Consider the following 14,813-nt stretch of genomic DNA (forward strand, 5'->3'; position numbering starts at 1 on the left):
GTCAGCGTTTGTCGGCCGTGCCCGGCAACCCCAGCTCGAACCAGACGACCTTGCCGCTGCTCAGCCGGGTGGCACCCCAGCGGCGGGCCATCCGGTTGACCAGGAACAGGCCGCGGCCGCCCTCGTCGTCGTCCCGGGCCCGGCGCTGGCGGGGCAGCTGCGGGGAGTCGTCGCCGACCTCGCAGCGCAGGACGTCCGTACGCAGGAGCCGCAGGGTCACGGGCCGCTCGGCGTACCGCACGGCATTCGTCACGACCTCGCTGACCAGCAGCTCCAGGGAGTCCTCCAGCTCCTCCAGCCCCCAGCGCGCCAGCGCGCGGCGGGCGAACCGGCGGGCCCGGCCCGGCGCGGTCTCCTCCGGGTCCAGGAACCAGTACGCGACGTCGCTGGGCGCGATCCCGTCGAACCGGGCCGCGAGCAGCGCGATGTCGTCGTCCCGGTCACCGGGGCCGAGCATGTCCAGGATGTCGTCGCACAGGGCCTCCAGCGGCGGCGGGTGGTCCAGGCCCGTCAGCTGCGCGGTGGTGGCCAGGCGTTCGCGGAGCTGCTCGATGCCCGTCCAGACGTCCCGCAGCCGGGACTCGACGAGGCCGTCGGTGTACAGCACGAGGGTGGCCCCGGCCGGGGCGTCCAGCTCCACGGCCTCGAAGTCCACGCCGCCGACGCCGATGGGGGCGCCGGGGGGTACGCGCAGCACCTCGGCGCGGCCGCCCAGGTGCAGCAGGACCGGCGGCGGGTGGCCGGCGTTGGCGATGGTGATCCGGTGCGAGACCGGGTCGTAGACGGCGTAGAGGCAGGTGGCCATCCGGTCGGATCCCAGGCGCTGCGCCTGCTCGTCCAGGTGGTGCAGGACCTCGGCGGGCGGCAGGTCGAGCTGCGCCAGCGTCTGGGCCGTCGTGCGGAGCTGTCCCATGATCGCGGCGGAGGTCATGGAGTGGCCCATGACGTCGCCGACGACGAGTGCGACCCGGCTGCCGGGCAGGGGTATGGCGTCGTACCAGTCGCCGCCGACCCGGGCCGTCTCGGCGGCGGGCAGGTAGCGACTGGCGAGCCGGACCCCGGTGGGCTGGGGCAGGCTGTCGGGCAGCATCGTGCGCTGGAGCTCGTCGGCGATGTAGGCCTCGCGGCCGTAGAGCACGGCCTTGTCGATGCCCAGCGCGGTGTGGGTGGCCAGCTGGGCGGCGACCAGCAGGTCGTTCGTCTCGAAGGACGGCCGCTCGGGGGTGCGCAGGAACACCGCCGCGCCGATGACGCGTCGGCGGCCCCGCAGCGGGGCCAGGATGGCCCGCTGGCCGCGCGGGACCGGGTGGTCCGCGCCCAGCAGCTCCGGCAGGGCGGCGCGGGCGGCGGCGGAGGACCCGAAGACGGGCCGTACGCCGCGCAGCACCTCGGCCAGCGCCCCGCCGGGGCGGATCTCGCAGAGCTCGGCCGCGGGCAGGTCACCCTGCGGGCCGACCAGGGCGAGCTGGCTGAAGTCGAGCTCGCCGTCGGGGGTCATCACGCCGGCCGGGCCGGCTCCGGCCGCCGCTCCCGTGAACTCGTCGATCGGCCGGAGCCGGTCGGTTCGACGGAGCCTCAAAACGACCGGTCCGACGGGCCGCTCGTCTCCGACGGGGAGGGGATCGCGCAGGTAGACGAGGATCGCGTCGGAAAAGGTGGGCACGGTGGCCCGGCACAGGCCGAGCACGATCTCGTCGAGGTCGATCCCGCGCGCGATCCGCCGGGTCGCGGCCCCGACGAAGCGCAGCCGGTCGCCTTCCCGCCGCGCGATGGTCGCGTCGGCCCCGGTGCCGCCGGCCTGCCGGCCCGGCGCCTCGTGGGCGGCTTCGGCGTCGCGGGTGCGGGCGCTGCCCGCCTCCGCGGCCGCGTCACGGCCGGCCCGTACCCGGGCCGCGCCCTGGCCGGGCGCGGCGGCGGAATCGCCGGGCCCCCCGGCCCCGTCGGAGGCGGACGGCGCCTCCGCGGTGGCGCGGGGGCGGGGCAGGTCCGCCGCCCGGGGCTGCGCATGCGTGCGTACGGCCTCGGCCGCCGGGAGCGGGGCCTTGCCGTGGCCCAGTTCCTCCGTGCCGTGGCCGGGCTCGTCCGTCCGACCGCCGGAGGCAACCGGCTGGGGGCCCTCCTGAGAGGTGGGGTACTCCGTCACGCGTGGCATTCCGTCCGTTTGCGCTCGATGTGCGCTGCACTCAACTCGGTCAGTCGCGGTATACCCGCTCAGCGGCGGGGACACCATCACCCCGCGTTTCCGCGTCCCGCTCGTTACCTCTCGCTATCGCGTCGGCCTAGGTCAAATGCTGTGCTGCTGGCGACATTTGACCGCCGACGCCCCGGCGGAGGACGATCCTACGATTGCCTCCCGGGGGCGCATCAAGGGTCTCATGACGTCATATGCGCCGGAGTGCGGTCCCAGTCCTCCGGCAGGTCCGGTACGCCCCAGGCCGGGTCCGGTCGCCAATCCTGCCAGCCTTCGGAGAACGGCGGACCCCAGGCCCGGATCACGTCCACCGCCGCGCGGCCGGCCTCGCGCACGCGCCGGGCCTGTTCCGGGTCCATCAGACCGGACCGCTGGGCCTGCGCGAACTCGTCCTCGTCCCGCCACTTCCAGGTGCGGTCCGGGTAGACGGAGATGTCCAGGAAGTGGTCCTCGGAGTCGATGCCGCCGGACCACCGGGTCCGCGGCTCCTCCAGGTTCACGTACCAGCTCTTGAAGTGCCAGCCGTGCTCCCAGAACAGCCACACCGACCAGGGGTCCCCGGGCCGGGCCAGCTTCAGCACGCCCGCCCCGAACCAGCGCGACCGCACGGTGGTCCGCGGCGCGGTGTACCGGGTGGCGAGCGGCTCCTCGTGGACCGGGGTCCCGTCGGCCAGCACCGGCTTGACGCACTCGGTCCCGGGGGCCATCCACACCGCGAGCAGCTCGTCGGTGTCGGTCACCACGGTCACCGGCCGGCAGATGTGGACGGCGCCCTTCGCGTCGGGCGCGTGGTCGCGGTAGCGCCAGAGGATCTGCTCCCCGGGCGCCCAGCGGGCGCCCTCCGCGGCGCCCCGCTCCGCACTCCGCTCGGCACGGGGCTCCGCGCTCCGTGCCGAGCCCCGTGCCGAGCTCCGCGCACTGCCGCCCCCGCGGCCTCCGGTACCTGTCATGGGCAGATCTTAGGGCTGGGGTCCGGAGGATCGCCGCGCTGCAGGTCACCGAGGTGTCCGAGGGCGGGAAACGACCGGATCCGGACCCCGGTGCGGGGCGGCCGCGCCGGGGTCAGGGCCGGGTCATCCGCAACACGTCCAGTGCTTCGTCGAGCTGCTCCAGGGTGAGGTCGCCGCGGTCCACGTAGCCCGACTCCAGGACGACCTCCCGGATCGTCTTGCGCTCCGCGAGGGACTTCTTGGCGACCTTGGCGGCCTCCTCGTAGCCGATGTACCGGTTCAGCGGGGTCACCACCGAGGGCGAGGACTCGGCGTACTCCCTGGCCCGGGCCGTGTTGGCGGTGATTCCGTCCACGGTGCGGTCGGCCAGCAGGCGGCTCACGGAGCCCAGCAGCCGGATGGACTCCAGGAGGTTGCGGGCCATCACGGGGAGCATCACGTTGAGCTCGAAGTTGCCCGCGGCGCCGGCCACCGCGACCGCCGCGTCGTTCCCCATCACCTGGGCGGCGACCATCAGCGCGGCCTCCGGGACGACCGGATTGACCTTCCCGGGCATGATCGAGGACCCCGGCTGGAGATCCGGGAGATTGATTTCGGCCAATCCGGTGCGCGGGCCCGAGGCCATCCAGCGCAGGTCGTTGCAGATCTTGGTGAGCGAGACGGCGACCGTACGGAGCATTCCCGAGGTCTCGACGAGGGCGTCCCGGGCCCCCTGGGCCTCGAAGTGGTCCCGGGCCTCGGTCAGCGGCAGCCCCGTCGCCGCGGCCACCTCGGAGATCACGGCGGCGGAGAACCCGGGCGGGGTGTTGATCCCGGTGCCCACGGCGGTCCCGCCGAGGGGCAGTTCGGCCAGCCGCGGCAGCGCCGCGCGCAGCCGCTCGACGCCGTAGCGGAGCTGGACCGCGTACCCGCCGAACTCCTGGCCCAGGGTGACCGGGGTGGCGTCCATCAGGTGCGTCCGGCCGGCCTTCACCACCTGGGCGAACTCGGCGGACTTGCGCTCCATCGCGCCGGCCAGGTGCTCCAGGGCGGGGATGAGCTCGCGGGTGACGGCGGCGGTGGCGGCGATGTGGATGGAGGACGGGAAGACGTCGTTGGAGCTCTGCGAGGCGTTGACGTGGTCGTTGGGGTGGACGGCGCGGCCGAGGCGTTCGGTGGCCAGGGTGGCGATCACCTCGTTGGCGTTCATGTTGGACGAGGTGCCGGAACCCGTCTGAAACACGTCGACGGGGAAGTGTTCGTCCCAGCGGCCCTCGGCGACCTCGGCGGCCGCCGAGACGATCGCGGCGGCGATGTCCTCGTCGACCACGCCGAGGCGGGCGTTGACGGCCGCCGCCGCGGCCTTGATCCGGGCCAGCGCCTCGATGTGGGCGCGCTCCAGACGCAGTCCGGAGACGGGGAAGTTCTCGACCGCGCGCTGGGTCTGAGCTCGCCATTTGGCGTGCGCGGGGACGCGTACGTCGCCCATGGAGTCGTGCTCGGTGCGGAAGTCCCCGGAGGGGTCGCCGGGGGCCTCGACGGACTGCTGATCTTCGGTCATCTGTGGTGCCTCCTCAAAAAGTTGAGCAATTGTCTTGTTCGGACTGTTCCCAACTCGCCTACCGGCCAGTAAATACCGGGGGTAACACCGAGATCGGGGAGGCGTTCATGGCACGTGCCCGTACGCAATCAAGGATCAGGCTCAGATCTACCTTCGCCGCCGTCGCGGCGGCGGCGGCCGCCCTCGGGGGCGTCACCGCCATCACCCCCATGGCCCACGCGGCGACCACCGCGGTGCCTTCCGCGGTGGCCGCGGCCACCCCCCTCACGCCCGAGCTGGAGGCCATCCGGGCGGCCGAGGCAGTCAAGATCTACGGAGACTCCGCGATCCGCCCGCTCGCGGACCGCAAGACCGGCCTGATCTCGCTGGGCGACAGCGAGATCTCGGGCGAGGGCGTCGGCAACTACGACCCCGCGACCAACACCCCGTCCAACCAGTGCCACCGGTCGCCCGACGCGGCGATCCACCGCACCGGCATCGCGGCCGACTACACCTTCAACGCGGCCTGCTCCGGCGGCTACACGGGCAACATCAAGATCGGCGGCAGCAAGCAGTACGCCGACGAGCTGGTGCAGAGCGACAGCCTGGCCATCAAGGCCCGCAACACCAAGATCAAGATGGTGGTGCTGGTCGCCGGGGCCAACGACGACCTGCAGTTCGGCCCGGTCATGACCGACTGCGTCACCCGCTGGGTGCTCAGCCAGGGCACCTGCGAGCCGAAGTACGCGCCGGGCTGGCAGGCGCGCGTCGACGGGCTGAAGCCCAAGGTGCAGTCGACGATCGGCGACCTGAAGTCTGTCATGCGCGACGCCGGTTACGCCGACACCGACTACAAGCTGGTCGTGATGGGCTACCCCAGCCCGATCGGCCCCGACTTCAACGACAACCCCGACTTCCCCGGCAAGCTCCCCGGAGGCTGCGCCGGCTACGACTCCGACGCCACCTGGGGCCGCAACTACGCGGTGCCCACCTTCGAGAAGGGCATGCGCGCGGCCGCCCTCGCCGCGGGCGCGACCTACCTCGACAACTCGCGGCTCTTCCACGGCCACGAGGTCTGCATGGAGGACAGCTGGGCCCGCGGGCTCTACCTCGACCTCGGGGACCACTTCCCGTGGGACGAGAACACCGCCCGCCAGTCCTTCCACCCCAACTACCGCGGCCACGGCGCCTTCGCGTCCTGTCTGACCCAGCTCTACGCCTCCGGCCTGCGCGAGGCGTCCTGCGCCGACCCGGCGAGCACCGGCACCCCCGTCCTGCAGGCCGGGGCCTGGGACGACCTGTACAAGCCGCTCAAGAACGAGGCGACGGGCAACTGCCTCGACACCAACGGAGGCGCCAGCGCCAACAACACCAAGGTCCTCGGCTGGGACTGCCACGGCGGCCGCAACCAGGGCTGGTGGTACGACTCCGCGAAGAAGTCCCTCCACGTCGAACTCACCCACGACCGCTGCCTGGACGCGCCCGGAGCCAACTACGGCAACGGCACCGCGCTGATCATCTGGAACTGCCACGGCGGCGCCAACCAGCAGTTCGTCCGCGACGGAGCCACCTTCCGGCCCGCCGCCGCCCCGGGCACGTGCCTGACGGTGGCCGCGGCCCACGAGCCGCTGCGCCTCCAGACCTGCAACGGGTCGGCCAACCAGCGCTTCGCGTAACCCGCGCCGGGCTCCTACCCCCGTAGGGTCCGGCGATCAGACGACCCCGACCCCCACACCCGGAGGACCCCCACCCCCAGACGACCCCCCACACCCGGCCGGCGCACCCCGGCCGGGTGCTCACAGGTCGAGCAGCAGCTTGCGTACGTCCCGGGGCCGGTTGGTGATGAGCGTGTCCACGCCCAGCCGGACGCAGAGCTCCACGTCCTCGGGCTCGTCCACGGTCCACACGCGCACCTGGAGCCCCTTCGCCTTCAGCCGGCCCACCAGCCCCGGATCCCGCCGTACGAGCTCGATGCCCGGGCCCGCGTGGGTGGCGTACGGGGGACGGACCGGCCGGACCCGGCGCTCGATCAGGTACACGGCGGGCAGTCCCGGCGCGAGACGGTGCATCCGGGTCAGCGCGGTCCGGGAGAAGCTCATCACCTCGACGCGGCCGGCGGAGCCGTCGGCGAGCCCGTACTCCCTCAGCACCCGCACGAGCTCGGCCTCCAGCCGCCCGCCCGCCCGCGCGGGGTGCTTGGTCTCGACGGCCAGCCCGACGGGCTCGGGCGCGGCCAGCGCCTCCCGCACCAGGTCCTCGAACAGCAGCACCCCGGCCCCGGCGTGGCCGGGGCCCTTCCACGCCCCGAAGTCGAGGGCGCGCAGCTGCTCGTACGTCATCTCGGAGACGACCCCGCGTCCGTCGGAGGTCCGCTCGACCCGCCGGTCGTGCACACAGACCAGCCGGTGGTCGGCGGTGAGCCGCACATCGCATTCGAGTGCGTCGGCCCCGTCGGCGATGGCCTGCCGGTAGGCGGCCATGGTGTGCTCGGGATGCTCGTGGGAGGCCCCGCGATGGGCGATGACCCGCGTGGCGCGGGCCGGGGGAAGGGAGGACTGCCGATTCATGGGTCAGACGTTAACCGGGCCCGGTGACCGGCCCGGGACGGCATGCTGCACCCGGGGCCGAACAGTTCGTGACATCGCACCGCGGGCCCGGGACCTCCCCTAGAGGCCGTTCAGCTTCGACTGGGAGCCGATCGGGCGGAACTGGTCGCCCAGGCCGGTGTCGTTGCGCACGAAGAGGCCCGAGGCGCCGCGCAGGGCGTTCTTCTCGGAGGCGAGACGGCCCATGAGGTTCTTGGCCTGGGCGTCCCAGGTCTCCGCGACCTTCTTCAGGCCCGCGGCGGTCTCCCAGCCGTCGAAGCCCGCGGCCGCGGTGGTCGTCGCCTCGTCCGCGTGCTCCGCGGCCTTCTTGGTGTCCGGTTCGAGCTCGGTCTCGATCGTGTTCGCCGCCGCCCTCTTCTCGGCCGGGGTGGAGCCGAAGTCGCCCTGCCCCCCGGGCCCCGGGGGGCCTTCGAGGCCGTTCAGCCGTGTCGCCACCGGCTCCTCGCCGGCGCCGGCACGCGCCCGTCCCCACTCGTGGTCGAAGTCCACCGACATGCTCCGTCCTCCCCTTCAGCTTCCTCTTGGCGACCGGATGCCCGGCCGTTCACCGTGCGCCCCGTTCAGGGAGTCCGCAGTTCGCCCTCGGCCGGCAGCAGGTCGGCGATCAGGTCCCAGACCCGCTTCGGCGTCACCCGGACCAGCCGCACGCCGACGTCCGGGGTCACCTGTCCGGCGGCCACCGGCTCGGCCGGCAGCTCCCGGTGCCAGTAGCCCAGCGGGCCGCAGTCCCACACCGCGAACCCGCGTCCCTCCACACCGTCCCGGCCCTCGTCGCGGCCCCGCCACGCGGCGGTCATCCGCCAGCTCGCCCTCAGTGCGGTGATCAGGTCGGCGAGCAGGGCCGTCTGTTCCTCGCCGATGGCCCCGGCCCGGGCCAGCGCCTTGCGCACGTACTCCTCTTCGGAGCCGCCGGTGCCGGCGCCGGCGAGCTCCTCCAGGGCGGCGATCCCCGCCTCGACCGTCCCGAGCCGGGTCTCGACCACCGCGTCCCGGACGGTCCCGGATCCGGCCGCGGAGTCCGACTGGTGCAGGTTGACCATGCTCGCCAGCGCCCACACCAGCGTCCTGGGCTCGACGGAGGCGTACTCCGCCTCGTCCGCGCCCGGCCAGGCCTGGTGGGAGACCGCGTGGTCCTGACCGATGAGCAGCCCGTGGTGCAGCTGCCCCTGGCGGCCGGCCGTCTCCAGCGAGATGACCACGGACGGGGTGATCAACGTGTCGAGCAGCGGGAGCAGCGCGTGGGCCAGCAACCCGTTCCCGTCGATCAGCCCGCACGCCCGCAACTCCTCCTGACGGGCCAGGAACTCCTCCGGTACGGGTTCCCCGGTCGCCATGCTGACGAGGACGACGAGGTGCTCGTCGCTCAGGCGGAAACGGGCGCGGGAAAGGTCGTAGGAAGGCATGCGCTCACTGGCTCCATGGGTCGCGTCGTCGGTCGGTCGGGGCCGTGGTCACGGCGGGCGGTGGTCAGGTCCGGGCGGTGGTCAGGTCTGGGCGGCGTCCGCCGCGATGAGGAAGGTCTTCCTGACGGCGGCGCGCACGGCGCCCCGCCGGGTGAGCACGGAGCGGTCGACTCCGGTGAAGAGGACGGCGAGGGCGACGTCGGCCTCCAGGGCGCGGCCCGTCACGCTCACCTCGCACCGCTTCCACTTGCCGATGCCGACCTCCTTCACCCTGAAGGTGACACCGCGGTCCTCGTTGTCCGCCTCGCGCATGAGGACGTACTGACGGCGGTTGACCGCCCAGAGCCGGTACTGGTCCCCGAGGTACCGCATGCGCAGGGCGCGACCCCGGTGCGTGGCCGCCCACCGGTTCCGCTCCAGCGGCACCGTCGCGCCCCCGAGGCGCAGGGTCGCCTCGTTCAGGCCGGGCCGCTCGGTTCCGAGCGGCCGGATGCCGCGCGAGCGGAAGACGGTGCGGGGGAGCCGGGGGCCGGTGACCTCCGTGGCGCCGAACTCGCTGTTCCCCCCGGGCAGCGAGGCCACGGTGATCTCCCCCCACTCGGGGGACTCTCCCCGCCAGCCCTCGCGCCCGAGTTCGCCGGTCCCGTGGCTGCGCCACGTGCCCAGCGTGAACGGGGTGGTCTGGACGTGCATGTCCCTGCCCTCCTAGTCGAACGGGTTCAGCGCGCTGCCGAGCTTCTTGGCGCCACTGGCGATGCTCTCCCCGGCCTTCTCCAGGCCGTTGCCTATGGCCTCGTGGTTGTCCCAGATGAGCGCGGCGCCGTAGGCGATGCCGGTCCCCACGGCCAGGCCGGCGGTCAACGGGGTGGGGGCCACGGTCAGCAGGGTCATCGAAGCGCTGAACGCCGTGCCGGTGAGGTCGGACGCGAACTTCGCGGGATCCTTCTTGACCATGTCGGCGTCGTACGTGGCCAGGTTCGCCACGCCGTAGGCGGTGGCCGCGACACCGCCCACCACACCCAGTCCGCGCAGCGCACCGGCCGCCTTCATGGCGTTGCCCACGCCGCCCTGCTTGGCGACCGTCGCGAGGTTGGCCTCGGCCGCGGTCGGGAGGAAGAAGCGCCCGTTCTTCATCTTCCCGCCCCACATGGCCGCCTCGTCGGAGCCGGTGAGCACGCCCGCCACGCCGGGAGGCAGCCGGCTCAGCAGGCTGCCCGGCGCCGCGCCGGCCAGCCGTGCGTTGGCCTCGCGCGGGATCAGGGTGCCCGGTGCGGTGAAGGCCTTCGGGAAATTGCCCGCCTTCACGTCCTTGAAGTAGCCGTGCAGCTTCCAGGAGTTCATGCCGACCGCGGTGAGCGCCGTGGCGAACGCGCCGGCCGTCACGGTGCCCTTGCTGACGTTGGAGACCAGCTCCGCCAGCTTCGGGTTGCCCGTCAGGCGGGTCAGGCCCTCCTTCTGGAGCCGCTCCATGTAGCCGTCGAGGGTTTCGTCGTCGCGCTTCTTGAGCCAGTCGAGGTCGAGGCGTTCCTGCTTCTGCGCGTCGTCGGCCTTCGCGACCGTGTCGGCCTGTCCGTTGAAGCCGGTGCCCGCCGTCCCGTCGCCCTTGCCGCCCTTGCCGTCCTTGACGACGGCTTCCAGGTCCTTGCGCAGGTCCTGGTCTGCTTCGTCGACCGCCTTGACGCATTCCTTGAGGTAGTCGCGCCAGGACTGCTCGGCCGTCCTGACGCTCGCCATGTAGTCGGGGTCGTGGCGCACGGCGTTCTTCTCGGCCGGGTCGAGCTTGTCGTAGTCGAAGGCCACGACTCCCGTCCCGGAGACGCTCATGCCGGCCTTGACCGCGCCGTCGCGCGCGCCCTCCAGCGTCTTCTTGAGCTCGGTGAGCTGCTGGTGACCGTTGCGCAGCAGGGTGGCGGTCGCCTTCGCCTGGGTCTGGGCGGCCTGGAACTCGTACCGGGTCGCGGAGAAGTTGGTGAAGGACGCGGCCGAACTCACGCCGGTCCAGCCGCCGCTCATGTGGATCTTCTGGACGCTGTCCCGGTAGCGGCCCTCGACCTTGCGGAACTCCTCCGCCATCGACTGCCACTTGTCGGCCGCGGTCAGCAGCCGCTCGTAGTCGGTCGTCATCACGTCCTGATACGTGAGCATGCCGCTTTCCCCCCGCCGAGCGTCGAACAAGGAACGGGGGCCAGCCTAACTGTTCGAATGAGCGTGATCCGGGGCCCCGTACGGTCCGCGGCGCCCGCCGCGGACCGTACGGTCCGGTGCTACAGGCCCGGGCCGCGGACCGGGATGTGGGTGAAGGTCGGTTCCGGGGCCGGGTTCTGGAAGAAGTCGTTGCCCTTGTCGTCGACCACGATGAAGGCCGGGAAGTCCTCGACCTCGATCTTCCAGACGGCCTCCATGCCGAGCTCCTCGTACTCCAAGACCTCGACCTTCTTGATGCAGTCCTGGGCCAGGCGCGCCGCGGGTCCGCCGATGGAGCCGAGGTAGAAGCCGCCGTGCGTGCCGCACGCGTCCGTGACCTGCTGGGAGCGGTTGCCCTTGGCCAGCATGACCTTGGAGCCGCCCGCCGCCTGGAACTGCTCGACGTAGGAGTCCATGCGGCCGGCCGTGGTCGGGCCGAAGGAGCCGGACGCGTAACCCTCGGGGGTCTTCGCGGGGCCCGCGTAGTAGACCGGGTGGTCCTTCAGGTACTGCGGCATCTCCGCGCCCGAGTCCAGCAGTTCCTTGATCTTGGCGTGCGCGATGTCGCGCGCCACGACCAGCGGGCCGGTCAGGGACAGGCGGGTCTTGACCGGGTGCTTGGAGAGGGTCGCGAGGATCGACTCCATCGGCTGGTTCAGGTCGATGGAGACCACGTCCGCGGCGTCGGCGAGGCCCGCGGCGGAGCCGCCGTTGAGCTCGGTGTCGGTGGTCTCCGGGAGGAAGCGTGCCGGGTCGCGCTCCAGCTGCTCCAGGAAGACGCCCTCGGCGGTGATCTTCGCGGTGGCCTGGCGGTCCGCGGAGCAGGAGACGGCGATCGCGATCGGGAGGGACGCGCCGTGGCGGGGTAGGCGGACGACGCGGACGTCGTGGCAGAAGTACTTGCCGCCGAACTGCGCGCCGATGCCGATCTTCTGGGTGAGCTCGAAGACCTGCTGCTCCAGGGCCTCGTCGCGGAAGCCGTGGCCCAGGGGGGATCCCTCGGTGGGGAGCTCGTCCAGGTAGTGGGCCGAGGCGTACTTCGCGGTCTTGAGGGCGTGCTCGGCCGAGGTGCCGCCGACCACGATCGCCAGGTGGTACGGCGGGCAGGCCGCCGTGCCCAGCGAGCGGATCTTCTCTTCCAGGAACTTCATCATGGAGGCCTCGTTGAGGACCGCCTTGGTCTCCTGGTAGAGGAAGGACTTGTTGGCGGAGCCGCCGCCCTTGGCCATGAAGAGGAACTTGTACGCGCCGCCGTCGGTCGCGTACAGCTCGATCTGCGCGGGCAGGTTCGAGCCGGTGTTCTTCTCCTCCCACATGGTGACCGGGGCCATCTGCGAGTAGCGCAGGTTCAGGCGGGTGTACGCGTCGTAGATGCCGTGGGAGAGGGCCGCCTCGTCGCCGCCCTCGGTGAGGACGTTCTGGCCGCGCTTGCCCATCACGATCGCCGTGCCCGTGTCCTGGCACATCGGCAGCACGCCGGCCGCCGCGATGTTCGCGTTCTTGAGCAGGTCGAGGGCGACGAACTTGTCGTTCGCCGAGGCCTCGGGGTCGTCGATGATCCGGCGCAGCTGCGCGAGGTGCGCGGGGCGCAGGAAGTGCTGGATGTCGTGGATGGCCTCTTCGGCGAGCTTGCGCAGCGCCTCCGGCTCGACCTTGAGGAACGTACGGCCGTCGGCCTCGAAGGTCGAGACGCCTTCGGAGGTCACCAGGCGGTACGGGGTGGAGTCCTCGCCCAGGGGCAGCAGGTCGGTGTACGCAAACTCTGGCATGACGGCAGTCATTCCCTCACTCGGCAGACGGCGCTGACGACCGTTTGGCAGCGCGGTAACCAGCGTAGGACCTCTTCCGGCGGCTTTTGTTGTGAGGTAAGGCTCACTGGCCAGTATCGCGATCTATCGTGTCTCGCTATGCTGGGTCGCGTGGACCTGGAAAAGCAGCCCCCATCCGCCCCGGCACCCGCCCCGGCACCCGCGCCCGCCCCCGGGCTGCGCGCCTCCGACGCGGACCGGGACCGGATCGCGCAGATCCTCGCCGACGCCGTCGCCGAGGGCCGGCTGAACGCCGAAGAGCACTCCGAGCGGCTCGACTCGCTGTACGCGCTGAAGACGGTCGGCGAGCTGGACGTGCTCGTACGGGACCTGCCCGCGCCCGGCACGGGCACCCGGCCGGGGGCCGCGTACGCCGTGGGAGCCCCGGCGGGCGCTCCGGTCGAGACGGTCGTGGCGGTGTGCAGCAGCTCCTCCCGCAAGGGCCGCTGGCGGCCGGGCGCGCACACCCGCGCGATCTCCGTCATGGGGGACATCAGCATCGACCTGACCCAGGCGGTCTTCGAGCAGCAGGTCACCGAGATCAACGTGACCAGCATCCTCGGCAACGTCGAGATCCTGGTCCCGGAGAACGTCACCCTGCGCGGCTACGGCAGCGGGGTCCTCGGCAATGTCGAGGTGCACGGCGAGGGACGCGGCGAGACCGACCCGCACGCCCCGGTCGTGATCGTCCGCGGCTTCGCGCTGCTGGGCAGCATCGAGGCCCGCCCCAAGGCCGGCGCCCGGCTGGTGGACCTCGCGAACAGGCTCCGCAAGCGCCGGGACGGTTAGGGGCCCGCCGCAGGGCCCGCAGGGCCAACCGGGCCCGCAGGGCCTGTCGCGGTCCGGTCGGCGCGACCCGCCACCCGCGCTGAAATCGGCCCCTTCGGCCGGTAGGTGCTCGTAGGGTCGGCCCATGACCGCATCCCGGTGGGACCTTCTCGACCAGGCGCACGAGGCGCTGCGCTCCGTCGTCGGCGCCGTGCCGGCCGCCGCCCTGAGCGCGCCGACGCCGTGCGACCAGTGGAATGTCGGCCAAGTGCTCCAGCACGCCGCCGGCGACCAGCTCGCCTACGCGAGCCGCCTCACCGGGGGACCGGGGCCGGCCGAGGACCCCTTCGCGCCCACCGGCGTCCTGACGGGAGGCAGCCCCGCCGCGTTGCTGGAGCCCGCCCTCGACGCCGCCGCCGAGGCCTTCGCCGGGGTCGAGCCGGGCACCGCCGAGGTGGCGGTGCCGCTGCCTCCCTTCACGCTCCCCGCCGAGACCGCGGTCGCCGCTGCCGCCCTCGACGCGGCCGTCCACGCCTGGGACCTCGCGGTCGCCACCGGCCAGGCCTCGCCGCTGACCCCCGCCCTCGCGACGGCGCTGACCCCGGCGGCCCGGGCGCTCGCCGAGCCGCTGCGCGGGTTCGCGTACGCCCCGGCGCTCACCCCCGCGCCCGAGCCGGACGCCGATCCGGCCGGTGCGCTGCTCGCCTTCCTGGGCCGCCGCCCCGACTGGACGCCGTCCGTCGCGTGACCTCCGGGTGTCGGGGGCGGGGCCGGGCGGGGTCGTGCGGAGCCGGGCGGGGCGGGAGCACCTTTCGGTCGAACCGGCCGGATCGGCGGCACACGGTGCATAGGGGCGCGCACAGCGGGTAGGGACAGGTGCGTCGCCTCTCGCTCGCGTATACGTCGTCAGGAGTAGACCGTGCCGCATCCGCCGCGCCAGTCCCTGCAGGTAGCCGCCGTCCAGAGTCTTCAGGGGCGCCCGGCGGCGGTCGTGCCGAAGCCGCGGGTGCCGGTCAGGGAAGAGGACGGCCCATGGCACGCGGACGCGGTGTGCCGACGCGACGAGGCCGGGCTGTTCTTCGCCCCCTCCAAGGAGCCGACCGCCGCCCGGCTGTCCCGTGAGGACGCCGCCAAGCGGGTCTGCGCCCGCTGCCCCGTCATGGTCGCCTGCCGGGAGCACGCGCTGATACAGCCCGAGCCCTACGGGGTCTGGGGCGGGCTCACGGCCGCCGAGCGCCGGGTGGTGCTGGCCCGCCGGCGGCGGCGGGCGGGGGAGCTGCGCGAAGCCTCGTAGGCGCGCCCCGCGGCACGGAGCCTCGTAGCGCGCGCTGTCGTCACGGGACATACGGAAGGGGCGCCCCCGCCGCACGCGGGAGCGCCCCTT

General features: G+C 72.8%; 13 protein-coding genes. 4 read left to right on the forward strand and 9 right to left on the reverse strand.

Going from position 1 to position 14,813, the window contains the following annotated elements; translation table 11 throughout:
* Position 1: 1 nt before the first annotated feature.
* The 3 genes from AC6CKD_RS02690 to AC6CKD_RS02700 form a co-directional block, all read right to left on the reverse strand.
* Positions 2–2,143, reverse strand: a complete 2,142-nt coding sequence (locus AC6CKD_RS02690) for a SpoIIE family protein phosphatase (protein ID WP_498324863.1) — start codon at positions 2,141–2,143, stop codon at positions 2–4.
* A 230-nt stretch (positions 2,144–2,373) separates the two neighbouring features.
* Positions 2,374–3,141 carry a cytidylyl-2-hydroxypropylphosphonate hydrolase gene (gene fomD, locus AC6CKD_RS02695; protein ID WP_498324864.1) on the reverse strand — a complete coding sequence of 256 codons (768 nt, stop codon included), beginning with the start codon at positions 3,139–3,141 and terminating at the stop codon, positions 2,374–2,376.
* 112 nt (positions 3,142–3,253) lie between these two features.
* On the reverse strand, positions 3,254–4,681 hold the full coding sequence (locus AC6CKD_RS02700; RefSeq protein WP_498324866.1) for a class II fumarate hydratase: 1,428 nt from the start codon (positions 4,679–4,681) through the stop codon (positions 3,254–3,256).
* Positions 4,682–4,788: 107 nt separating this feature from the next.
* Here AC6CKD_RS02700 and AC6CKD_RS02705 point away from each other — a divergent pair, with 107 nt between their 5' ends.
* A complete protein-coding gene (locus tag AC6CKD_RS02705; protein ID WP_498324867.1) occupies positions 4,789–6,336 on the forward strand; it encodes a ricin-type beta-trefoil lectin domain protein in 1,548 nt (515 codons plus the stop codon).
* Between the two features lie 120 nt (positions 6,337–6,456).
* Here AC6CKD_RS02705 and AC6CKD_RS02710 read toward each other — a convergent pair whose 3' ends face one another.
* From AC6CKD_RS02710 to AC6CKD_RS02735, 6 genes are all read right to left on the reverse strand, one after another.
* Positions 6,457–7,227: a glycerophosphodiester phosphodiesterase gene (locus AC6CKD_RS02710; RefSeq protein ID WP_498324868.1), complete on the reverse strand. Its 771-nt coding sequence runs from the start codon at positions 7,225–7,227 to the stop codon at positions 6,457–6,459.
* A 99-nt stretch (positions 7,228–7,326) separates the two neighbouring features.
* Complete coding sequence (locus tag AC6CKD_RS02715; RefSeq protein ID WP_498324869.1) at positions 7,327–7,761, reverse strand: hypothetical protein; 435 nt, start codon at positions 7,759–7,761, stop codon at positions 7,327–7,329.
* A gap of 65 nt (positions 7,762–7,826) precedes the next feature.
* Entirely contained in the window at positions 7,827–8,669 is an 843-nt protein-coding gene (locus AC6CKD_RS02720) for a histidine kinase (protein ID WP_498324871.1), read from the reverse strand.
* A gap of 81 nt (positions 8,670–8,750) precedes the next feature.
* Complete coding sequence (locus AC6CKD_RS02725) at positions 8,751–9,362, reverse strand: hypothetical protein (protein WP_498324872.1); 612 nt, start codon at positions 9,360–9,362, stop codon at positions 8,751–8,753.
* 12 nt (positions 9,363–9,374) lie between these two features.
* Positions 9,375–10,814: a hypothetical protein gene (locus AC6CKD_RS02730; RefSeq protein WP_498324874.1), complete on the reverse strand. Its 1,440-nt coding sequence runs from the start codon at positions 10,812–10,814 to the stop codon at positions 9,375–9,377.
* Positions 10,815–10,933: 119 nt separating this feature from the next.
* Entirely contained in the window at positions 10,934–12,622 is a 1,689-nt protein-coding gene (locus tag AC6CKD_RS02735) for a fumarate hydratase (protein ID WP_498324875.1), read from the reverse strand.
* A gap of 150 nt (positions 12,623–12,772) precedes the next feature.
* On the opposite strand from AC6CKD_RS02735, the gene AC6CKD_RS02740 reads away from it, so the two are divergent.
* The 3 genes from AC6CKD_RS02740 (at position 12,773) to AC6CKD_RS02750 (ending at position 14,723) form a co-directional block, all read left to right on the forward strand.
* A complete protein-coding gene (locus tag AC6CKD_RS02740) occupies positions 12,773–13,450 on the forward strand; it encodes a DUF1707 SHOCT-like domain-containing protein (RefSeq protein WP_498324876.1) in 678 nt (225 codons plus the stop codon).
* A 124-nt stretch (positions 13,451–13,574) separates the two neighbouring features.
* Positions 13,575–14,177: a TIGR03086 family metal-binding protein gene (locus AC6CKD_RS02745; RefSeq protein ID WP_498324878.1), complete on the forward strand. Its 603-nt coding sequence runs from the start codon at positions 13,575–13,577 to the stop codon at positions 14,175–14,177.
* 171 nt (positions 14,178–14,348) lie between these two features.
* Entirely contained in the window at positions 14,349–14,723 is a 375-nt protein-coding gene (locus AC6CKD_RS02750; protein ID WP_498324879.1) for a WhiB family transcriptional regulator, read from the forward strand.
* Positions 14,724–14,813 lie beyond the last annotated feature (90 nt).

It is taken from the genome of Streptomyces sp. GQ60 (genome assembly GCF_059758875.1).